The sequence below is a fragment of the Carboxylicivirga sp. genome (assembly GCF_982718395.1).
Genome location: NZ_CEXQWX010000036.1, coordinates 1 through 22909, shown reverse-complemented (window position 1 = coordinate 22909; position 22909 = coordinate 1). Strand labels below are relative to the sequence as shown.

The 22909-nt window shown below is 37.9% G+C and carries 22 protein-coding genes; 20 read left to right on the top strand and 2 right to left on the bottom strand.

Features of this window, described 5'->3' with window-relative positions; genetic code table 11:
• The first annotated feature begins 159 nt into the window (after positions 1-159).
• From AC4MRQ_RS09010 to murI, 10 genes are all read left to right on the top strand, one after another.
• Positions 160-825, top strand: a complete 666-nt coding sequence (locus AC4MRQ_RS09010; RefSeq protein ID WP_491197338.1) for a CBS domain-containing protein — start codon at positions 160-162, stop codon at positions 823-825.
• A 16-nt stretch (positions 826-841) separates the two neighbouring features.
• Positions 842-2275: a BamA/TamA family outer membrane protein gene (locus AC4MRQ_RS09005; RefSeq protein WP_491197337.1), complete on the top strand. Its 1434-nt coding sequence runs from the start codon at positions 842-844 to the stop codon at positions 2273-2275.
• A 28-nt stretch (positions 2276-2303) separates the two neighbouring features.
• Positions 2304-3182: an NAD kinase gene (locus tag AC4MRQ_RS09000; RefSeq protein ID WP_491197336.1), complete on the top strand. Its 879-nt coding sequence runs from the start codon at positions 2304-2306 to the stop codon at positions 3180-3182.
• Positions 3183-3235: 53 nt separating this feature from the next.
• On the top strand, positions 3236-4051 hold the full coding sequence (gene porG, locus AC4MRQ_RS08995) for a type IX secretion system protein PorG (RefSeq protein WP_491197335.1): 816 nt from the start codon (positions 3236-3238) through the stop codon (positions 4049-4051).
• Positions 4052-4064: 13 nt separating this feature from the next.
• Positions 4065-4808, top strand: coding sequence for an undecaprenyl pyrophosphate synthase (gene uppS, locus AC4MRQ_RS08990; RefSeq protein WP_491197334.1), 744 nt, complete (start codon positions 4065-4067; stop codon positions 4806-4808).
• A 71-nt stretch (positions 4809-4879) separates the two neighbouring features.
• On the top strand, positions 4880-7468 hold the full coding sequence (gene bamA / locus AC4MRQ_RS08985; RefSeq protein ID WP_491197333.1) for an outer membrane protein assembly factor BamA: 2589 nt from the start codon (positions 4880-4882) through the stop codon (positions 7466-7468).
• 64 nt (positions 7469-7532) lie between these two features.
• Positions 7533-8045, top strand: coding sequence for an OmpH/Skp family outer membrane protein (locus AC4MRQ_RS08980; protein ID WP_491197332.1), 513 nt, complete (start codon positions 7533-7535; stop codon positions 8043-8045).
• A 14-nt stretch (positions 8046-8059) separates the two neighbouring features.
• Positions 8060-8572, top strand: coding sequence for an OmpH/Skp family outer membrane protein (locus AC4MRQ_RS08975; protein WP_491197331.1), 513 nt, complete (start codon positions 8060-8062; stop codon positions 8570-8572).
• Between the two features lie 23 nt (positions 8573-8595).
• Positions 8596-9108 carry an OmpH/Skp family outer membrane protein gene (locus AC4MRQ_RS08970; protein ID WP_491197330.1) on the top strand — a complete coding sequence of 171 codons (513 nt, stop codon included), beginning with the start codon at positions 8596-8598 and terminating at the stop codon, positions 9106-9108.
• Positions 9109-9188: 80 nt separating this feature from the next.
• The gene (gene murI, locus AC4MRQ_RS08965; protein WP_491197329.1) at positions 9189-10013 is read left to right on the top strand and encodes a glutamate racemase; all 825 of its coding nucleotides are present in this window, start codon (positions 9189-9191) and stop codon (positions 10011-10013) included.
• Positions 10014-10046: 33 nt separating this feature from the next.
• Here the strand turns inward: murI and AC4MRQ_RS08960 are convergent, their stop codons facing one another.
• Positions 10047-10565, bottom strand: a complete 519-nt coding sequence (locus AC4MRQ_RS08960) for a gamma carbonic anhydrase family protein (RefSeq protein ID WP_491197328.1) — start codon at positions 10563-10565, stop codon at positions 10047-10049.
• 367 nt (positions 10566-10932) lie between these two features.
• On the opposite strand from AC4MRQ_RS08960, the gene AC4MRQ_RS08955 reads away from it, so the two are divergent.
• Both AC4MRQ_RS08955 and AC4MRQ_RS08950 read left to right on the top strand, forming a co-directional pair.
• A complete protein-coding gene (locus AC4MRQ_RS08955; RefSeq protein WP_491197327.1) occupies positions 10933-12780 on the top strand; it encodes a 2-oxoacid:acceptor oxidoreductase subunit alpha in 1848 nt (615 codons plus the stop codon).
• Between the two features lie 3 nt (positions 12781-12783).
• Positions 12784-13800 (top strand): 2-oxoacid:ferredoxin oxidoreductase subunit beta, encoded by a 1017-nt coding sequence (locus AC4MRQ_RS08950; RefSeq protein WP_491197326.1) that lies wholly within the window; start codon positions 12784-12786, stop codon positions 13798-13800.
• Positions 13801-13876: 76 nt separating this feature from the next.
• Here AC4MRQ_RS08950 and AC4MRQ_RS08945 read toward each other — a convergent pair whose 3' ends face one another.
• Positions 13877-14557: a TetR/AcrR family transcriptional regulator gene (locus AC4MRQ_RS08945; RefSeq protein WP_491197325.1), complete on the bottom strand. Its 681-nt coding sequence runs from the start codon at positions 14555-14557 to the stop codon at positions 13877-13879.
• A gap of 205 nt (positions 14558-14762) precedes the next feature.
• On the opposite strand from AC4MRQ_RS08945, the gene AC4MRQ_RS08940 reads away from it, so the two are divergent.
• The 8 genes from AC4MRQ_RS08940 to trpB all read left to right on the top strand — a co-directional run.
• A complete protein-coding gene (locus AC4MRQ_RS08940; protein ID WP_491197324.1) occupies positions 14763-16358 on the top strand; it encodes a SulP family inorganic anion transporter in 1596 nt (531 codons plus the stop codon).
• Positions 16359-16383: 25 nt separating this feature from the next.
• Positions 16384-17013, top strand: coding sequence for a carbonic anhydrase family protein (locus AC4MRQ_RS08935; protein WP_491197323.1), 630 nt, complete (start codon positions 16384-16386; stop codon positions 17011-17013).
• A 434-nt stretch (positions 17014-17447) separates the two neighbouring features.
• Positions 17448-18863 carry an anthranilate synthase component I family protein gene (locus AC4MRQ_RS08930; protein ID WP_491197322.1) on the top strand — a complete coding sequence of 472 codons (1416 nt, stop codon included), beginning with the start codon at positions 17448-17450 and terminating at the stop codon, positions 18861-18863.
• 92 nt (positions 18864-18955) lie between these two features.
• Entirely contained in the window at positions 18956-19525 is a 570-nt protein-coding gene (locus AC4MRQ_RS08925) for an anthranilate synthase component II (protein ID WP_491197321.1), read from the top strand.
• Between the two features lie 78 nt (positions 19526-19603).
• The gene (gene trpD, locus AC4MRQ_RS08920; protein WP_491197320.1) at positions 19604-20602 is read left to right on the top strand and encodes an anthranilate phosphoribosyltransferase; all 999 of its coding nucleotides are present in this window, start codon (positions 19604-19606) and stop codon (positions 20600-20602) included.
• A gap of 49 nt (positions 20603-20651) precedes the next feature.
• Positions 20652-21455, top strand: coding sequence for an indole-3-glycerol phosphate synthase TrpC (trpC, locus tag AC4MRQ_RS08915; protein WP_491197319.1), 804 nt, complete (start codon positions 20652-20654; stop codon positions 21453-21455).
• Between the two features lie 12 nt (positions 21456-21467).
• Complete coding sequence (locus AC4MRQ_RS08910) at positions 21468-22091, top strand: phosphoribosylanthranilate isomerase (RefSeq protein ID WP_491197318.1); 624 nt, start codon at positions 21468-21470, stop codon at positions 22089-22091.
• Positions 22092-22099: 8 nt separating this feature from the next.
• On the top strand, positions 22100-22909 hold an 810-nt coding region (gene trpB, locus AC4MRQ_RS08905; protein ID WP_491197317.1), incomplete at its 3' end, for a tryptophan synthase subunit beta.

The window sequence follows — 22909 nt, the reverse complement described above, 5'->3', positions numbered from 1 at the left end:
ATTGATGAACACCCAATTATGAGTGATTAAATACAAAATAAACTATCCCTTATTTTTGTTTGTTATAATGTTTGACAGTAATTTTAATACTCAAACAATTACATTGACAAAGGGTTTTTATTGTCGCGCAAAATTATAAAGTATTTCCAAAAGTAATCTATGTTGGCAAAAGAATTAATATCAGAAGTGGTACCTACCTTAAAAACATCAGACACTGGTTTAGATGCGCTGAACTGGATGGAGGTGTTTCGGGTGTCACATTTGCCAATAGTCAACAATCAGTCGTTTTTAGGTTTGATCAGCGATGTGGATATCTATGATTTAAATAAAGCCGAAGAGGCTTTAGGTAACCATTCCTTGTCATTTTCAAGGCCATTCGTTTTTTCGCATCAGCATATTTTTGATGTGATTGAGGTTGCTTCCCGTCTTAAATTAACAGTTGTTCCAGTGCTGGATAAAGAAGAAAACTATTTGGGCTTGATTACGCAAAGTGATTTATTGCAAATATTTGCTGATTTAATAGCGGCGCATGCTCCTGGTGGAATTATTGAACTGGAACTTTTGCCGCAAGATTATTCTTTAGCTGAGATTTCGCGCATTGTAGAAGATGCAGATGCAAAGATATTAAGTTTGTATGTGTCACAACCGTCAGGTTCTGAGAGGTTATGTATTGCCATTAAATTGAACCGTACCGATGTCAGACCTGTATTGAATGCTTTTGATCGCTACGATTACTCGGTTAAAACAACATATGTTGGAGATGATTCCTACGATGATACTGTGAAAAAAAACTACGACGCCCTTATGCGGTATCTGAATATGTAGTAGTTAAAAGGTGTGTATGACGAAATCTTATGGGAGTGCCATCAAAATATTTTATTTGTGCATAGGCCTTTTGCTTTTTTACTTACAGGCTAATGCTTTAGTTCCATCTGATGAGGAGAATGCTCAATCTGTAGAGCACTATGTTGTGGTGCAGCAAATCGTTATATCCAATAATAAAATCACAAAGCCTCGGGTCATCCTTAATGAATTAATATTTAAGCAGGGAGATAAAATTCTGGTTGATAAACTGGGACAGGTGGTAAAACGAAGCCGGCACAACCTGCTGAATACCTCTTTGTTTAATTTTGTCTCCATACGATACACATTGCAATCTGATAATACAGTGATATTTCATATTCATGTTGATGAGCGATGGTATTGGTGGGTTTTTCCAATCTTTGAAGTAGCCGATCGTAATCTCAGTGCCTTCTTTAATAGTAGGGATTGGTCAAGGGTTAATTATGGGGTTTATCTTAAACGTGATAATTTTCGCGGACGGAATGAAAAGATAATTGCTCGAATTCGTCTGGGGTTTACAACACAGATACTACTTGGATATTCATCACCAGAGTATAATAAAAGAGGAGGTTGGGGAACATACTTTAACTTTAGCATGCAAGATCAATTGCCGTATATGACAATTGATAACCAACAAATTTTTAAAAGTCTTGAATCAGAGATGGCGCAGGTCAGTTATATAGGTTCATTGTATTATTCATTGCGATCCGGTTTGTATCAGCGACATCGGTTGGAAGTGATGTACAATCAATTTAGCGTCAGCGATTCAATTGTTGACTTAAACCCTAATTATCTTACGCCTGATGATGATAAGCTTAGGTTTTTGGAATTAAAATACGAGTATGTGTATGACAACCGGGATTCAAAAGTATATCCATTAAAGGGGACACGACTTAAAGCGGTTGCTTCACAAACTGGTTTTGGTATTTGGCAAGACGATCTCAACAATCTGAAGATTGGAGCGCAGTTGGATAAACATTTTCGTTTGAATGATCGATGGAATTGGGCAAGTCTGGTTTATGGTGAATACAATACAAGTAATCAGTTGCCTTATGTATTAAATGCCGGAAGTGGCTATAATCGGTTTCTTAATGGTTATGAACTATATGTAATTGACGGAACACGGCAAGCTTCTGTTAAAAATCAGGTGTTGTTTACCTTATTAAAGCCTCGTGTTAAAAACATCGGTTTTATGCCATTAACCCAGTTTGCAAAAGTTAATTATGCGTTATACCTCAAGTCCTATTATGATTTTGGTTATGTATGGCAAGATAATCCACCAATATCTAATACCTTTGTTAACGAATGGCAGTACGGTTATGGGTTGGGTGTAGACTTTGTTACATTTTATGACATGGTTTGGAGCTTTAACTATTCTGTTAATAAACAAAAAAAACATGGCTTTTTTGTACATTTCAATCTGGCCATATAGATATAAGGATATAGATTAACTGAATGTTATGCGGATAGCTGTTTTTGGAAAACAATTCGGAGAGGTTTTTTACAATGCTTGTAAAAGTCTGTTTCAAATACTGAAAGAGAATGATGTAGATGTGATCATTCATAAACCTTTTTACGATTTTCTGCTTACCAATGTGAAAGTGAAGCCTGAAATTAGTGCATTCTTTGAGCAAAAGTCGGAGTTAACAGATGTAGACTTAGTGTTTAGTATTGGAGGAGACGGAACATTTCTGGAAGCAGTCACATATGTGCAGGATAAAGGAATTCCAATTGTTGGGATTAATAGTGGTCGTTTAGGGTTCCTGGCAGATATTTCACAGGGAGAAATGCGGGCAGCTATTAATAAAATACTTGAAGGTAAGTATAGTGTGCGACAGTTAGATCTGTTAGCGCTGGAGACCATGGGTGATCATTTTGGTGGATGTAATTTTGCATTGAATGAATTGGCTGTGTCGAAACGAGATAGTTCTGCCATGATAACCGTACATACCTTTGTAAACGATGAGTTTCTGAATTCCTTTTGGGCCGATGGCCTGATTATATCAACTACTACAGGATCAACAGCTTATTCATTAAGTGTTGGTGGTCCGATTCTTCATCCTGATAGTAAGAGCTTCATTATAACACCAATTGCACCTCATAACCTGAATGTTCGTCCGATAGTGGTGCCCAATGACGTGGAAATAACCTTAAAAGTCAACGGACGTGATTCAAAGTTTTTAGCTTCCCTTGATTCTCGCAGCGAAGTATTTGAGAATAGTGTCAATCTAAAGGTCAAAAAGGCAGGGTTTAGCGTTAAGGTTATAGAGCTTGAAGGGCATTCTTTTTTCACAACATTACGTAATAAACTGATGTGGGGCGTTGATAAGCGCAATTAATCTTTATTTTAGTGCAATATTTTTTACGAATTGGTGTTTAAAAATGTATCACTTTGAATTGGGATAGTATACTTGCAGGTGCCATAAAAGACACATACTTTATAATGTTAAAATTAGCTCTGAAAAGATTTATCAATAGCAGCAAAAAGGCCTCAATAAGTTGTTTGTGCTTGTTGTTTGCAGTTGTAATCAGTAATTCAACTCAAGCTCAGGACCGATTGGAATTAGGTGGTTTTGTTGGTGCTTCCTATTATTTCGGAGATTTGGCAAAGGGGGTTCCTTTTGCTAATGCACATCCGGCGGTTGGTGGAATCGCAAGGTATGTATTTACAGACCGAATCGCTTTGAAAGGAATGGCGTTAATGGGTAATATCAGCGGGAGCTATCATGGACAGGATTTAAAATACCTTGAGTCAAGTACTGAAGATTATTCCTTTAGCCGGAATATAGGCGATATATCAGCTCAAGTCGAGTTTAATTTTCGATCATACGATCATAAATTTATATCAACAACTACATTTACCCCATACCTTTCAATTGGCCTTGCTACAACTATTTATAGCAGAATTGATACAGAATCTGAAAATTCTGCGGGCAAACCAAGTTTTATATTATCTTTGCCGTTCGGTATAGGTGCAAAGTACAAGATTAACAAATATATTCGAGTGGGTGCCGAGTGGACTTTTCGAAAAACATTTGTTGATGACTTGGACTATGTTGGAGATGGAAGTATTGACCCTTCTGACCCATACGGATTTGGAGAGAGCACTTTTACCCATAACAACGATTGGATATCGTTTGCTGGTGTGTACGTTACAATAAGTATGTTGAAACGGAAAACCAAATGTAATGATGGTATAAAAAAATAGACAGGTTGAAAGTATGTCGTTAAAAGACGAACTGATACAGGATAGACTACCAGCTCACGTGGCAATAATCATGGATGGTAATGGGCGCTGGGCTAAAAAAAGAGGTAATTCCCGTATGTTTGGACATAAACATGGTGTAACCGCAGTTCGGGAAGTTACTGAAGCAGCGGCTGAATTGGGAGTGAAATACCTGACACTTTACGCTTTTAGTACTGAAAATTGGAGCCGACCTAAAACAGAGGTGGATGCGTTAATGAGTTTGCTTGTTTCAACAATTAGTTCAGAAACAGCAACATTAATGAAAAACAATGTCAGGCTGAATGCCATTGGCTGTAAAGAGTCATTACCAAAAGGTGTACAAGCAAAATTAAATTCCTGTATCGAAAAAACCTCGTCAAATACCGGATTGACATTAACCTTGGCACTTAGTTACAGCTCAAGATGGGAGATCATTGAAGCTGTTAAGCAAGTTGCTCAAGATGTAAAAGATAACCAATTAGATATTGAAAACATCGATGCAGATGTTATATCTGGTAAAATGGCTACTGCCGGAATTCCTGATCCTGAACTAATGATCAGAACAAGCGGTGAACACCGAATAAGTAATTTTTTACTTTGGCAGTTAGCATATTCTGAGCTATATTTCTGCGATATTTTATGGCCCGACTTTAGGAGAGATGATTTTTACCGGGCTCTACTTGATTTTCAAGGGCGTGAGAGACGTTTTGGAAAAACAGGTGATCAAATAAAAAAATAAGGTTTTTGCATGAAGAGGGAGATGTGTGAGATGATAATGCAAACCAAAAAACGAACAAACTATTAAATTGCATGGAAGGTAATATGCGTTATAAGTTATTATTTGTTTTCGTATTTATATTATCCATTTTAAATATAAACGGACAAACGGCCGAAGTTCCTAATATATCCTATTCCGGTACACCACGTAAATACATTATTGCTGATATAGAAGTAACAGGTGTTCAGAATCTGGATCCAAAAATATTAGTGAACATCAGTGGATTAAAAGTCGGGCAGCAAATTACCGTACCTGGTGATGAGGTGTCAGAGGCTATCAGACGATATTGGCAACATGGACTTTTTTCTGATGCAAAGATTAAAGCTAAAAAGATTGAAGGGCGACAGATTTATTTAGAGATTTATCTTCAGGAACGACCCCGCTTATCGGAAATGTATTTCTCGGGTCTGAAGAAAAATGAAATCGAAACAGTTGAGGAAAAGGTTGCTATGATGAAAGGCTCTCAGGTGACGCCATTTATGGTAGACCGGGCCGAAAAGTACATTACTGATTATTTTGTAAGTAAAGGGTTTTATAATACTGAAGTTAATATTGTTCAGAAAGATGATCCTGCAAAACCAAATCATGTTACTCTTGATATCAATGTTGATAAAAAGGATAAAGTTAAAGTTAGCTCTTTAAGCTTTGAAGGGAACAGTGTTCTTAGTGACGGTAAATTAAACCGTACTATGAAAAAGACTAATGAGAAAGGTAAGATTCTCAACTTTTTCAGGACTAAAAAATTCGTTGTTGAAAAATATGAGGAAGATCTGGCTGCTGTTATTGGTAAGTACAATGAATTGGGATACCGTGATGCCCGGATTGTGAGTGAAGAAGTAAGTAAAAATCTTGAGGACAACACAGTTGATGTAAAACTGGTTGTAGAAGAAGGTAACAAATATTACTTCGGTGATATCACATGGGTTGGTAACACAATTTATCCATCCGAATTGCTGGCTTATGATTTACGCATCAAAAAAGGTGACATTTTTAATCAAACATATCTGGATGAAAGATTGATAAGCGACGAAGATGCTGTGCATAACAGGTATATGGATAATGGTTACCTGTTTTCAAATATTACACCTGTTGAAACAGGGGTTCGCGGTGATACGATTGATATCGAAATGCGAATATTTGAGGGCCAGCAAGCTACTATTAATAAAGTAATCATTCGCGGTAACACAAAAACGCACGAGCATGTCGTGCGTCGTGAAGTGCGAACAAAACCCGGACAGTTATTTAGTAAATCAGAATTGATCCGTACGGTTCGCGAGTTAGCGCAGTTAGGGCATTTTGACCCTGAAAATATTTCTCCCGATGTTCAACCAAATCAGGATAACGGAACGGTTGATCTTGTTTATCAACTAGAAGAAAAGGCAAATGACCAGATTGAGTTATCAGGAGGTTGGGGTGCAGGTATGTTTGTTGGTTCTTTAGGATTAAAGTTTACCAACTTCTCAATGCGTAACATCTTTAATAAAGAAGCTTGGCGTCCATTGCCAACAGGTGACGGACAAACACTGGCTTTAAGAGCACAAACCAATGGTAAATTTTATCAGTCATATAGTTTATCATTTACTGAGCCTTGGCTTGGTGGTAAAAAACCAAACTCTTTAAGTTTCTCAATCTATCACTCGATTCAAACAGGTGTGAGCTCAAGTTATTACGATCCACGCTTTGGTTATGGTGGTGGATATGGTTACGGTGGCGGATATGGCTACGGTGGTGGATATGGAGGAATAACAGATCCGGAGGCCATTGACCAGCATATGAAAATCACAGGTATGTCATTAGGTTTTGGTAAGCGTTTACGTTGGCCTGATGATTTCTTCTCACTTTACACTGAAGTAAGTTACCAACGATATAACCTTTTGGATTGGAACTATTTTATCATGCAGAATGGTATTTCCAACAACCTGAACTTTAAGGTAATGTTGAGTCGTCGTTCAATTGATAATCCAATTTATACCCGCCAGGGTTCAGATTTTTCTGTAGGTTTAGAATTTACACCGCCTTGGTCGATGTTCCAGGAAGATAAAGATTGGGCTAGTGCATCCGACGAAGAAAAGTACCAAAGGATTGAATATCATAAGTGGACATTCAAAGGAGCAGTCTATAAACCAATTGACAATGCCAGTAAATTGGTTGTGATGGGTAAAATGGAAATGGGTTTCTTAGGCTATTATAATAAAGATCTTCAATCGCCATTCGAGAAATTCGTATTAGGTGGTGATGGTATGGCTGGCTTTAGTATGTATGGTAGCGAAACAATCGGATTACGTGGTTACGAAAACTCATCGCTAACACCATTTAATGCGCAAGGTTCATATGATGGTAATATTTATAATAAGCTGACAATGGAAGTTCGCTATCCATTGGCACTGCAACCATCGGCCACTGTTTTTGCCTTGGCATTCCTTGAAGCCGGTAATGCATGGAGCCGATATGAAAATTATAATCCTTTTGAGCTGAAACGTTCGGCTGGTGTAGGTTTACGTATCTTCTTACCTATTTTCGGATTGATGGGTATTGATTGGGGATACGGATTTGATGAAAGTCTTTATAGAAGCAATGCGGGCGGTAGTCAATTCCACTTTGTTATCGGTCAAAGCTTCTAATTTACAGAGAGATAATTGTTTGGTTTGATTTTTGTTTAGGTTAGGTGTACTAAAAATTTGAGCTATGAGAAATATCGTATTATTATCATTGTTATTTGTTGGGCAACTTGCGTTTGCTCAAAAGTATGCCTTTGTTGATTCAGAATATATCTTGCGCAATGTACCTGCTTATGAAGCTGCCAATGAGCAACTGTCTCAGTTATCTGGGAAATGGCAGGAAGAAGTTGAACAGCGTTTTGAAGAGATTGCTCAGTTGTATAAGAATTATCAGGCGGAGAATGTATTTTTATCTAACGAGATGAAAGTTAAGCGTGAGAATGAAATTGTTGAAAAGGAAAAGCAAGCCAAACAATTACAACAGAATTATTTTGGACAGAATGGTGAATTATTCAAACGTCGTGAGGCCTTGGTAAAGCCAATTCAGGACGAAATATATAATGCAATTGCTGATATTGCAGCTGAAGAGAATATTGCTGCTGTTTTCGACAAAGCATCTGGCATGGGTATTATGTTTGTGGATACTAAATATGATATCAGTGATGACGTTTTAGTAGAATTGGGGTATAAAAGTGAATAACTAAAAAACTAGATATGAAAGTTTACTACTCGCTGTTAGCGATTATATTACTCGCTGTTGGGACAGTTAACGGCCAGCAGCCAATGAAATTCGGTCACGTTAATAGTGCTGAAATATTGCAAGCTATGCCTGAACTAAAGGCTGTAGAACAGCAAATGGAAGCTGAATTCGATGAGAAAGAAGCTCAGTTGGTAACAATGCAGGAAGAATTACAAAGTAAGCAGCAAGCTTATCAGGCAGAAGCTCCGGGGTTAAGTGCTGAAGCACGTACGGCTAAAGAAACTGAATTGATGGAGTTAAACCAGAAAGTGCAGAACTACTACTTACTTTCTCAACAACAAATTCAGGCCAAGCAAAATGAGTTGCAAGCTCCAATTATTCAGAAGTTAAAAGCTGCTATCCAAGAGGTTGGTGATGAAGAAGGTTTTTTGTATATCTTTGAAATGACAAGCAGAGTCCCTGTTTTTGCTTCAGAAAAGAGTATAGATGTGGGATCACTTGTTAAGGCTAAACTAGGAATTCAGTAAAAACGAAAATAAAGAAATAAGATATGAAATTTTTAAAAGTAATAGTTGTATTAGTTGTCTTCGCCTTTGTTGGAAAGGTAGAGGCGCAGGAATTAAAATTTGGTCATGTAAATATTCAGGAGCTTGTTGGTCAATTACCTGATAAAATTGCTGCAGATAAAGAGCTTCAGGACGAAGCAACTAAACTGCAGGAACAATTACAGGTTATGGAACAAGATTTGGCCAAAAAATATGAAGAATACATGGCACAACGTGATACTTTGCCTGATTTGATTCGTGCCACTAAAGAAAAGGAAATTCAGGATTACCAGCAACGTATGCAGCAATACAGCCAAATGGCGCAACAGTCGTTAGGAACAAAAGAGCAGCAATTATTACAGCCAATTATTACTAAAGTGCAGAAAGCTATCGATGAAGTTGGGCAAGAGCAAGGCTTGATTTATATCTTCGATATCAGCACTCAGGTTATTGTTTACCATTCAGATAAAAGTGTTGATTGTGCACCACTTGTAAAAACAAAATTAGGAGTACAATAAAGATATATTAGATTTTTTAAGCGGGTGACTAATAATTAGTCACCCGCTTTTGGATATTTAAAGGTCTGTAAAACATTAGTATGGAAAAGACTGGGCCAATTGCTGTTTTTGATTCAGGGTATGGCGGATTAACCGTTTTAAATAAAATTATTCAACACCTGCCCAACTATGATTATATCTATCTGGGAGATAATGCACGTACGCCATATGGTACACGCTCATTCGAAGTTGTATATGAGTACACACTCGAGGCAGTTAAGAAATTATTCGAAATGGGTGCACACTTGGTTATATTGGCCTGTAATACAGCCTCAGCTAAGGCCTTGAGAAATATACAGCAGAAAGATTTACCAGGAATTGATCCAGAGAGGCGTGTGTTAGGTGTTATTAGACCAAGTGTTGAAGTCATTGATCAAATTAGCCATACAAAGCATGTTGGCATATTCGGCACTATGGGGACTGTCCAATCAGAGTCTTATTCTATCGAGATTAATAAAATGTATCCTCATGTTAGTGTCACTCAGGAAGCATGTCCGATGTGGGTGCCCTTAGTAGAGAATAATGAGTTTACGAATATGGGAGCAGATTACTTTGTTAAGCAACATGTAAACAATCTATTAACTAAAGACCCCAATATTGATAGCTTGATTTTAGGATGTACCCATTACCCATTACTAAGTGATAAAATCAGGAAGTATTTGCCTAAAGGAATAAGATTAGTGGAGCAGGGCGATATTGTCGGTGATAGTTTAAAGGACTACTTGAAGCGGCACGTAGAAATGGAGCGAAAATGTTCAAAGGGAGGAAAGGTAAATTTCTACACCACTGAGCAGGTATCGAAATTTAAGCAAACGGCAGGAATCTTTTTCCAGGGTGATTTAAATGTTGCGCATATTAGTTTGTAATAAGCTATCAGCATAAAGCTGATAGCTCAAAGTTTACTTTTCTTTAAACCAACCTGCGTACATCAAATAATTGTCAGCTATTTTTTGTACCATTTCACGCGATTGTTCCGGTTCAATATCCTTTACCTTTTTAGCCGGTACTCCAGCGTAAATGCTATTGGGTTCAACTATAGTACCAGTAAGAACAAGCGAATTTGCTGCAATAATGGAGTTGCTTCCAATAACCGCATGATCTAATACGGTTGCTCCGATACCTATTAGTACATTGTCCTCGATCTTAGCACCGTGAATCGTTACATTATGGCCAACGGAGACATTATCGCCAATTTCAACGACCGATTTCTGATATAAGGTGTGCAAAACTGAACCATCCTGAATATTTACCTTATTACCTATTCGTATCGAATTAACATCTCCTCTTAGGACAGCATTAAACCAAATACTACAGTCATCTCCAATTTCAACATCACCTATTATGGTTGCATTCTCTGCCAGATATGCATTTTTACCAATCTTTGGGGTGAATCCCCTAACTGTTTTTATTAGCGCCATGTATTGATTTGTTATTTTATTGTGTCGATATTTATACAAGTACTTGAACCTAAATAATGTTTACGGTAATTCACTTTAAGGGAGCAAATTTACAATCATCTTTTCTAAGTTGGGATACCAAAATTGTTAATGTTAAGATATAATTAATCCAATACAGGTGAATTAATGAAATGTGTTGTATAACACAAGGTGTATATAGGCGGAACATGACAAATGTCAACAAGTCGATATAGTCATATCTCTACCTTTACTCCGTATTTCAGAGGAAATTAATGTTGATAGCAACGGGCTTATTTACATTGATTTCCTTTTTATTGATTGCTTAACTTTGTTTTAATATAGATACAAAATCAGAACCTTATCAATCATGGGTAAAAGGTCAAAAGTTATTGAAAGAGATGAAGTAGTAGTTAGGTTTTCTGGCGATTCTGGTGACGGGATGCAGTTAACAGGAACTCTCTTCTCTTACACCTCCGCTATTTTTGGAAACGATATATCAACGTTTCCCGATTATCCATCTGAAATTCGTGCTCCACAAGGTACTATTAGTGGGGTATCTGGTTTTCAGGTACATTTTGGACATACAGAAGTATTCACCCCTGGTGATTATTGTGATGTATTAGTTGCAATGAATCCGGCCGCACTAAAAGCGAACGCCAAATGGATGAAGCCGGGCGGAACAGTTATCTTAGATGTGGATAATTGTGATGAAAAAAATCTGCGTAAGGCAGGTTATGAAACTAACGATCCGATTACAGAAAGCAAGCTTGGAGATTATAATATTGTTAAAGCACCTATCACAACGCTCACAAAAGAGAGCTTAAAAGATATGGGACTTGATAATAAGAGTATTCTTCGAAGTAAGAATATGTATGCACTTGGATTGGTATATTGGTTGTTCGACAGACCTTTAGATCACACCAAGGACTATATAAAGAAGAAATTTGCGAAGAACCAATTGGTGGTTGAAGCCAATATTAAGGTTTTGGAAGATGGTTATAACTATGGTAACATCATTCAGGCATTAACACCTTCTTATCATATTCACCCAGCCGATATTAAGAAAGGAAAGTATCGGAATTTAAGTGGAAACGTTGCCGTAGCATGGGGATTTCTTGCTGCTGCTGAGAAAAGTGGATTGGAATTGTTCCTTGGATCATATCCTATTACACCTGCCACCGAAATACTTCAGGAACTTAGTGCCCGTAAAGATTTAGGTGTGAAGGTATTTCAGGCAGAGGATGAGATAGCAGGTATTTGTACTACAATAGGAGCAAGTTTTGCTGGTAGTTTAGCTGTAACTACCACTTCAGGCCCTGGTTTAGCATTAAAAGGTGAAGCTATCGGCCTTGCTGTGATTGCTGAATTGCCAATAGTTATTGTAAATGTTCAACGTGGAGGACCTTCAACCGGTTTGCCTACAAAAACGGAACAATCGGATCTTATGCAGGCGCTTTATGGCCGAAATGGAGAAAGTCCGGCTGTAGTTATTGCTGCAAGTTCACCAACCAACTGCTTTGATTACGCGTTTTACGCGGCTAAAATTGCTGTTGAACACATGACACCAGTTATTTTATTAACTGACGGTTTTTTGGCAAATGGTACACAGCCTTGGCGTTTGCCAGATATGGAAGAATGGCCAAAAATTGAAGTGCCAACGGCCGATGTAAATGAGAAAGACTGGCATCCGTATAAACGTGATTTAGAAAAAATGTCGCGTCAATGGGCTAAACCAGGTGTTGCTGGTTTAGAGCATCGTATTGGAGGCTTGGAAAAGGACGAGCACACTGGTGCTGTTTCACATGATGCCTTTAACCACCAGCGTATGGTTGAGATTCGTGAGGAAAAAGTACAGAAAATAGCTAATGTTGTACCTGAGTTAGAATTGTTAGGCGACGAAGACGCTGATACACTTATTGTTGGTTGGGGTGGAACTTTTGGCCATTTGTTTACAGCCGTTGATGAGTTGCATAACGAAGGACATAAGTTGGCTTTAGCACATTTTAACTACATTAAGCCATTGCCACGTAATACATACGATATATTAAAGCGCTACAAGAAAATTGTAGTGTGTGAATTAAACCTTGGTCAATTTGCCGATTACCTGACAATGAACTTCCCTGATATTCAAACTTTGCGTTTTAACAAAGTACAGGGACAACCATTTACGGTAGTAGAATTAAAAGAACACTTTAAAACATTGCTGGAGGAATAAATGATGGCTGAAAATTGTCAAGTAAAATTTACTGAATTTAAAAGCGACCAAAGTGTAAAGTGGTGTCCTGGTTGTGGAGACCACGCCATTCTTAATTCTGTGCAGAAAGCAATGGCGGCTTTGGGATATAAAAAGGAAGAAGTAGCAGTTATATCTGGTATTGGTTGTTCGTCACGTTTCCCATATTATATGGAAACTTATGGTTTTCATACCATTCATGGTCGTGGTTCAGCTGTAGCATCAGGTGTTAAGGTAGCTAATCCTGAGTTAAAGGTTTGGCAGATAACGGGTGATGGTGATGCGCTCGCAATTGGGGGTAATCATTTTATTCACTCCATTCGTCGTAATATTGATATTAATGTGATCCTTTTTAATAACCAGATTTATGGTTTAACAAAAGGTCAGTATTCACCAACCTCAAAACGAGGTTTTATTTCGAAAACTTCTCCATTTGGAACGGTTGAGGCACCATTCCGTCCGGGTGAGCTTTGTATTGGTGCTCGTGGTCAGTTTTTTGCTCGCTGTATCGATAAAGATGTGAAGCATTCGGTTGTGATGATGGAAGAAGCAGCTAAGCATGAAGGAACATCGATTGTGGAGGTATTACAGAACTGTGTGATCTACAACGATAAAACTCACAATGCTATTACGGATAAAGCGCATTCACTTGATCGAACAATTAAGCTGGAACATGGAAAACCAATGATCTTTGGTAAAGAGCAAGACAAAGGTTTAATGTTGGATGGCCTGGAACTTAAGGTAGTTACCATTGGTGAGAACGGCATTACTGAAGATGATATTCTGGTGCACAATGCTCATTGTGATGATATAACGCTTCACCTTAAACTGGCTGATATGGAATACCCCGAGTATCCTGTTGCTTTAGGAGTTATCCGCTCTGTTAAAGCTCCTGTATATGATCAATGCGTTGAGGATCAATTAGAGGCGGTACAAGAAAAATCAAACATCAAATCGTTTAGTGACCTGATTCATTCAGGTGATGTTTGGGACGTTGAATAATTATTTTTTATTGAGTTAGCAAAAAAAGCCGTTCCGGAAATATCTGGAACGGCTTTTATATTTTGTTACTCTAAACTTACTTATTAAGTAGCAATGAATCAGTAAAATGTTGAAGCATATCCTTAACTTCTTCGTAATTCTCGTTTTTCACTTTTACGTCCGTCAATCGAGGCAGATGAATGGCAAAATAACTGTGGCTATTTGCCATTTCGAATAAATTACTTGCTAAAGCACGAGGATATGGAAAATCAGGATTCACTTCAGTTATCACTTTAGCAACCTTTTCACAAAGCATTTTATAGTTAGAGAAAAATCCTTCTGTATTTTCCTTGTCAACCTCTTTGGTGTAATAAGCTTTAGTTCCTTCAGCAATGATTACGCGATGTAAAACACTTTCATTAACGTAGTCAATTGCAGGGTTTTCCTTATAAGCATAAACCAATGTGCCAATAATGATTTTTAATCGCTCCTCGGGTGATTTTATATTCATGGTATTGATATCAATTAAATAGCTTACCCATTCCCAGTACCACGAAACCAAATAGAGCAGCAACAAGTGTTTATTTTCAAAATAACGGTAAACAGATGCTTCTGTTGATTTCATTATAGTAGCTAACTTTTTGAAAGTAAAAGCTTCAAATCCAATTTCATCAATCAGGAGAATGCTGTGCTTAATAATTTTTTGTCCTAATGCTGTTTCTTGCGGATCACGCAGGTAAAGCTTGTCATTTAAGCTGATTTTGATTCCAATAGACATAGTGGCAAATCTAATTTACAACAAAAGTAAAATTTTTTCTGAACAAGTTTTAATGTTTGATGTTATAGTATTGGCAATTTAAAAAGATAGTATTGCTATTGTGGGAAAAAGTAATAGATTTGCATCGAAAATGATTATGCAATTTGAATGCAAACAACATAACAGGTCGATGTGTAGTGTTAAAATGATTTAATTAGATTTTAAGATGATTGGTAAGAGTAAGAGTGGTTTGTTAAGTTACCTAAAGCAGGATATTCCTGCTTCAATAGTTGTATTCCTGGTTGCAGTTCCTCTATGTTTAGGAATAGCATTAGCGTCCGGCGCACCTCTTTTTTCAGGAGTTATAGCTGGAATTATAGGAGGTATAGTGGTTGGAGCTTTAAGTGGCTCTCAGTTAGGAGTTAGCGGTCCTGCAGCAGGATTGGCAGTTATAGTTTTGTCAGCGATTACTGAATTAGGTTCATTCGAAATCTTTTTAACAGCAGTTGTAATTGGTGGCATCCTCCAACTTATTTTGGGTTATGCTAAAGCTGGTATTATTGGATATTACTTCCCTTCATCAGTAATTAAAGGAATGTTGTCGGGTATCGGTATTATCATTATCCTAAAGCAAATTCCACACAGTTTAGGATATGATAAAGATTACCAAGGAAGCTTGTCATTTACCCAACCAGATGGTCATAACACCTTATCGGAGCTATATCATATGTTTGAAGCCATTAGTCCGGGAGCAGCACTAATAACAATTATTTCAATGGCTATTCTGATATTATGGGAACGCCCTTTCATCAAAAAGATTAAGTTATTTAATATCGTTCAAGGACCATTAGTTGTAGTGGCTATTGGAATCTTCTTAAACCTGGTTTTTCAATCCATTCCATCCTTATTATTAAAAAATGATATGGTTGTGGCCATTCCGGTACCAGAAAGTATATCAGGTTTCTTTGGGCAATTTACTACCCCTGATTTTAGCCAGATCTTGAATCCGACCGTTTGGATAATAGGTGCAACTATTGCGATTGTTGCAAGTCTTGAAACATTATTGTGCTTAGAGGCTACAGATAAATTAGATCCACAAAAACGTGTAACGCCAACGAATCGTGAGTTAAAGGCACAGGGAGTTGGTAACATTATATCGGGGCTAATTGGAGGATTGCCAATTACGCAGGTTATTGTAAGAAGTTCCACCAATATTCAATCGGGAGGAAAAACCAAAATATCAGCTATTTTGCACGGCGTTATAATGTTGTTATGCGCTTTGGCAATACCAAGAGTACTTAATCTTATTCCATTGGCAAGTTTGGCTGCTATTCTTTTTGTTGTTGGTTACAAATTAGCAAAACCTGTTTTGTTCAAGCAGATGTATGGTTTAGGAAAGGAGCATTTTGCACCGTTTATGGTAACGATTTTAGGCATCGTATTTACCGACTTGCTGGTAGGTATCGTAATGGGCTTGGTTGTTGCAGTGATGTATATTCTTTATAACAATTATAAAAAGCCATTCTTATTTGAGACAGATAAGCATTTAAAGAGTAAAGAATTACATCTGGAGCTGGCTGAAGATGTTACTTTTATTAACAAAGCAAGCATACTAAATACCTTGGGACAAGTACCAAATGACTCAAAAGTCATTATTGATGCTTCAAAATCAATAAATATCTGCCACGATGTAATTGAGATAATAGATGAGTTTAAAACCAGTGCAGATTATCGTAATATAAAGGTTGAAATTAGAGAGCGGGAGAAAAAGGGAATTCGCAATCAGCGTAAAGCTGTGGAATTTGCTTTAAGTGAGGTTTAAGTATTAACAATTAAAAATTAGTGCTATGAATGCAATTACACAAAATGCTCAAACGCAGGCTGATATTACGCCAGGTAAAGCAGTTGATTTACTAAAAGAAGGTAATATTCGTTTTGTTGAAAAAAAACAGCTAAACCGTGATCTGATAAAGCAAGTTGAAGAAACAGCAGGAGGTCAGTACCCTTTTGCTGCCGTTGTAAGTTGTATTGACTCCCGTATTCCTACAGAGGTGGTTTTTGACCAGGGAATTGGAGATATATTTAATGGACGGGTAGCTGGTAATATTGTTAATGAAGATATACTTGGTAGCCTGGAATTTGCATGTAAGCTGGCAGGTGCAAAAGCAATAGTTGTTTTGGGGCACACATCCTGTGGAGCAGTTAAAGGCGCATGTGATGATGCTAAACTTGGCAATCTGACTCAAATGCTTGATAAGATCAAACCGGCTGTTGAACAAACACATTCAGCCGAAGGTGAGGCTCGTAATTCAGGCAATATAGATTTTGTAAATAAAGTAGCCGATAAAAATGTCGAGCTAACAATTGAAAATATAAAGTCGAAAAGTACTGTTTTGAATGAAATGGTTAGCAATGGTGAATTAACTGTTGTTGGTGCCATGTATGATGTCAAAACAGGAAAAGTAACCTTTAGTTAGTTATGTTCCCCGGGTTGAGTTATTTATGTTCCTGAGTTTAGTAAGTGCTCAGCCCTTTAAATTTTTACCTGAATAATGGTGATTTGGATTTTGTCATGAATCCGAATTACCATTTTTCATGAATAAATTAAAAACAATTGTGTTGTATCGCTGATAATCTGACATAATAAATTCCTAATTTGTGTCAATCTTTTGTTTGAAAATAAAAAAAACTCAAACTAGGTTTGCTTTTTATAAAAATTATTCCAAATCTTTGTAGCGTACAATTGCAAAAGCAAGAAATGAATTTGATTTTAACACATAAAGGCTGGTGGCATTACACTTATCTTTCAACCGAGAGTTAAGGGCAACCGTCGTATATGTAAAAGATATGAACAAAAGGCTTACCGAGACTCTCGGTAAGCCTTTTTTAATTCATTAAATTTAACCATACCATGGAAATAATAAATATCAAAAGTGTAGTAACACCAATTCCGGCCAATGTGGCCGATATCGCAACGCCCGTTAGTCTATACTTAAAGCTTAGGGATGCCTACCCTAATACCATATTATTGGAGAGTAGTGATTATCATAGTAATAGGAATTCGTTATCGTTTATTTGTTTCAATCCATTGTATGAATTTATTGCTGATAATGGACAAGTAATGCAAGGCGAGGCCCATAAAGAACTGCAACTGATTGAGATAACTAAAGAAAACAATGTTCCTGAACTTCTGGATGCTTTTATTAATAGCTTTCAGGTCGAAGAGGGAGAATGCCCAATTAAAGTAAATGGTTTGTTTGGTTATTCTACGTTTGATGCAGTACAGTATTTTGATACGCTAAGATTTGAAGCTGAAAAGAAGGATTTGCATACCATACCAGAGCTGCGTTACACATTCTACAAGTACATTGTCGCTTTTAACCATTTTACCAACCAGCTTTACCTCATTGAAAACTTGAGAAAAGATGAAGTTTCACAAAGCCAAAATTTAATTGAACAGTTTTATAATCGAACCATCCCCAACTTTCAATTCAAACCATCAAACAATGAGATTTCTAACCTGACCGACGAAGAATTTATGTCCATGGTTAGTAAGGGCAAAGAGCATTGTTTCCGAGGTGATGTATTCCAAATTGTATTATCCCGACAGTTTCAGCAGCAGTTTGCCGGTGATGAATTTAATGTATACCGGGCACTTCGTAATATCAATCCATCACCATATTTATTCTACTTTGATTATGGAAGTTACAAGATTTTTGGTTCATCACCGGAGGCTCAATTAGTGATCGAAGAAAATATGGCCACTATCAATCCAATTGCGGGAACATTTAAACGTACCGGTGACGATAGTAAAGATCAGGAGTTGGCCATACAACTGAGTAAGGATGAAAAAGAGAATGCAGAACATGTGATGTTGGTTGATTTGGCACGAAACGACTTAAGTCGTAATTGCGAGAATGTAACTGTTAATACATATAAAGAGGTTCAGTTTTATTCACATGTGATTCACCTTGTTTCAGATGTGAGCGGTGAATTACAGGAAGGATCAATTGCATCGAGAGTAATGGCCGATACCTTTCCGGCTGGTACTTTATCAGGAGCACCTAAATACAAGGCCATGCAATTGATCGATTCAATTGAGAATCAAAACCGCGGTTATTACGGTGGATGTATTGGTAACATTGGTTTAGACGGATCTTTTAATCAAGCCATTATGATTCGATCTTTCCTAAGTAAGAATAATACCTTATTTTATCAGGCAGGGGCCGGTGTGGTCAGTGAATCAAAAGAGGAAAACGAACTGCAAGAGGTAAATAATAAGTTAGGAGCTTTAAAGAAAGCCATCCATTTGGCGGAAGAATTTTAAAAAATAACATGCTTCTAGAGGCTAGAGATAGCCACTAGCAAAATAAAAACCAAAGCTAGAAGCGAGTTTCTAGCAACTAACAGCTAAATAAAATGAAAATACTAGTTTTAGATAATTACGATTCATTCACATACAACCTTGTGCATTATGTAGAGGAGATTGTTGATGATAAAGTAGATGTGTTTCGCAACGACGAAATAAGTGTTGACGATGTGGCCAGGTATGACAAGATTCTTTTATCGCCCGGGCCGGGAATACCTGATGAGGCAGGTATTCTAAAAGAGGTAATAAAAACCTATGCACCAAGCAAAAGTATCTTGGGGGTGTGCCTTGGTTGTCAGGCTATTGCAGAGGTGTTTGGGGGAAGTATCCGCAATTTGAATAAAGTGTACCATGGTGTTGCTACACCTGTTAGCATTACTAATAAAGATGAGTACATTTTTAAAGGCTTACCCGAAAATTTCAAAGCAGGGCGTTACCATAGTTGGGTGGTGAATGAAGAGGATTTACCCGATGAACTACTGATTACGTCCAAAGAAACCGGCGGACAAATTATGGGTTTAATGCATAAAGAATATGACCTTCATGGTGTTCAGTTTCATCCGGAATCTGTTTTGACTGAGCATGGCAAGGAGATGATAAGGAACTGGTTAGAGAGTTAGTTAGAAGTTAGAGGATAATAAATTAACCAAGCTGTAAATAGCTATTAGTTAATAGCCAACAGCCAGAAACTTTACACTATGAATATCAAAACAACCATAAAACAACTGCTCAACCATAAAACGCTCTCACGGCAGGAGGCGAAAGAAGTGTTGGTGAACATTGCTAAAGAGAGCTATAATAAATCGGAGGTGGTGGCCTTTCTAACTGTTTTTATGATGCGGCCTGTTACGGTTGAAGAATTATCGGGTTTCCGTGACGCATTGCTTGAACTGTGTTTACGCATTGATCTAGATGGTTATCCAACCATTGATATGTGTGGAACGGGTGGCGACGGACAAAACACCTTTAACATATCAACTTTAGCGTCGCTTGTGGTAGCTGGAGCTGGCGCCAAAGTCTCGAAACATGGTAATTATGGCGTGTCTTCTTCTTGTGGATCATCGAATGTAATGGAACATCTGGGGTACCAGTTTACAAATAACGAGGACAAGCTAAAAGAACAACTGGAGAAAGCCAACATCTGCTTTTTACATGCGCCTTTGTTTCACCCTGCCATGAAGGCGGTGGGGCCAATTCGTAAGGAGTTGGGGTTAAAAACTTTCTTTAATATGTTGGGGCCAATGGTTAATCCGTCGTTTCCCAAGTATCAGCTGGTAGGAGTGTTTAGCCTGGAACTTGCCCGTGTGTATCAGTATATTTATCAGCAAACAGATAAGCAATACAGTATAGTTCATGCTTTGGATGGTTATGACGAAGTATCGCTTACAGGTGATTTTAAAGCCATCACTAATAGTGGTGAACAAATTTATTCTCCAATGGATTTTAATATGAACCAGATTCAACCCGCCGAGATTTTTGGAGGAGATACAGTTCCTGAAGCAGCCCAGATTTTCAAAACCGTGGTGGATGGAAATGGAACCGAAGCACAGAATAACGTGGTGATTGCCAATGCAGCCCTGGCCTTGCAATGTTACTTTAAAGAGAAAAGCTTGGAGCATTGCATCGATGAGGCTCGTCAATCTTTATTGGAAGGAAAGGCAGCTAAGGTTCTGTCAACCTTGTTAAGCCTTTCTTAAATGGAATAATGTCTTATATCTTGATTCTTTTGTCTTAAGTCTTTAAAAAATGAATATTCTCGATAAAATTGTCGCTCAAAAGAAAATTGAAGTGGCCGAGGCCATCAAAGTTACTCCAGTGGAGCAATTGATGAATCAACCTTTATTTAATGAGGCTGTACCATCTTTAAAAAACTCCATTGTCAATCCAGAGCGAACAGGTATCATTACCGAATTTAAACGTCAATCACCATCTAAAGGTGTTATTAACGGAAAAGCCAAGGTGGAAGATGTGGCTAAAGGTTATGAACAAGCAGGTTCTTCGGCTTTGTCGGTATTAACCGATACACAGTTCTTTGGAGGTTGTAAAGAAGATTTGACAACAGCTCGCCATGTAACTGCAATCCCTATTTTACGCAAGGATTTTATCATTGATCCTTACCAGGTATATGAAGCCAAAGCAATAGGTGCCAGTGCCATACTGTTGATAGCCGCCATCCTGGATAAGAATCAGGCGAAAGAGCTTGGGGCGTTGGCTAATTATTTGGGTATGGAAGTGTTAATAGAGTTGCATGCGCCTGAGGAAACGAATGTACTTAACCCTTTTGTTGATGTGGTGGGTATTAATAATCGTAACCTTAAGACATTTGAAGTAGACCTTGATCAATCCATTAAATTGGCGGCATTCTTGCCAAGTGATAAATTGAAAATTTCAGAGAGCGGTATTCACTCACCAGAGGATGTATTTTATCTGAGAAAGAATGGCTTTGATGGTTTTCTTATTGGTGAGAACTTTATGAAGACCGATAATCCGGCAGAGGCTTTCGCGGAATTTGCCAAAGTGATCAACGTTAAATCAAATGCAACATTTTAGAGATTAGTTTTCATGAATCAGACTCCTGAAATAAAGGTATGTGGTATGCGTGATAGTTCGAATATTAAGGAGCTGATGCTTTTAAAGCCCGATTACATAGGCTTTATCTTTTATGAAAAATCACCACGTTACATCGATCAAAAGCCGGATGTTGAGATTGATGCAAACATCCGGAAAGTTGGTGTTTTTGTCAACGCAAGTGAACGAACCATCAATGAGAAGTGCATACATTTTGGGTTGGATATGATTCAACTGCATGGAGATGAATCGCCTGAGTTGTGTTATATGTTGAAACAGTCTGGAGCACAGGTTATGAAAGTATTTCGGGTGGATGAAGATTTTAACTTTCAGCAAACACGGTGTTATCAGGATTATTGTGACTATTTTTTGTTTGATACGCAAACAAAGGCCTTCGGTGGGAGTGGTAAAAAATTTGACTGGCGTTTACTCAAGCAATATAACAATGCCCTTCCAGTGTTTCTGAGTGGAGGTATTGGACCTGATGACGTTGAAGAAATAAAAAAAATAGAAGGTTTGAATCTCAAGGCGATTGATGTGAATAGCAAATTTGAACTTGAACCGGGGATGAAAAACATCGAATCCTTAGATCATTTTATCAAAGAATTAAGAAAATAGTAAGAATAATGAGCAATAGGAATAAATACCAGGTGGATGAAAAGGGAATGTATGGTCGTTTTGGAGGCGCCTATATCCCCGAAATGCTCTATCCCAATATTGAAAACCTGAAAGCGGTTTATAAAGATATTATTGATTCACCAGCTTTTCAGAAAGAGTATAAGGCTTTGCTCAAAGATTACGTAGGGCGGCCATCACCTTTGTATTATGCCACGCGATTATCAGAAAAGTACCAGACCAATGTTTACCTAAAGCGCGAAGACCTGAATCATACCGGTGCGCATAAGATCAACAACACAGTTGGACAGATTTTAATTGCCAGGCACATGGGTAAAGAGCGTATTATTGCTGAAACAGGTGCTGGTCAACATGGAGTGGCTACAGCAACGGCTTGTGCGTTGATGGGGCTGAAGTGTGTGGTGTATATGGGTGAAGTGGATATTAAGCGCCAAGCTCCCAATGTGGCACGCATGAAAATGTTGGGTGCTGAAGTGATTGCAGCTACATCTGGTAGTCGCACATTAAAGGATGCTACCAATGAGGCTTTACGTGATTGGATTTGTAACCCTGAAGATACCTTTTACCTGATTGGTTCGGTGGTAGGACCGCACCCTTACCCTGATATGGTGGCACGCTTACAGGCAGTAATCAGTGAAGAAATTAAACAGCAAATCAAGGAGAAGACCGAAAAGGATTATCCCGATTATGTGATTGCCTGTGTGGGTGGTGGCAGTAACGCAGCCGGTTCGTTTTATCACTTTCTGGATGACGAGCGCGTGAAACTGGTAGCAGTCGAGGCATCGGGCATGGGTGTTGAA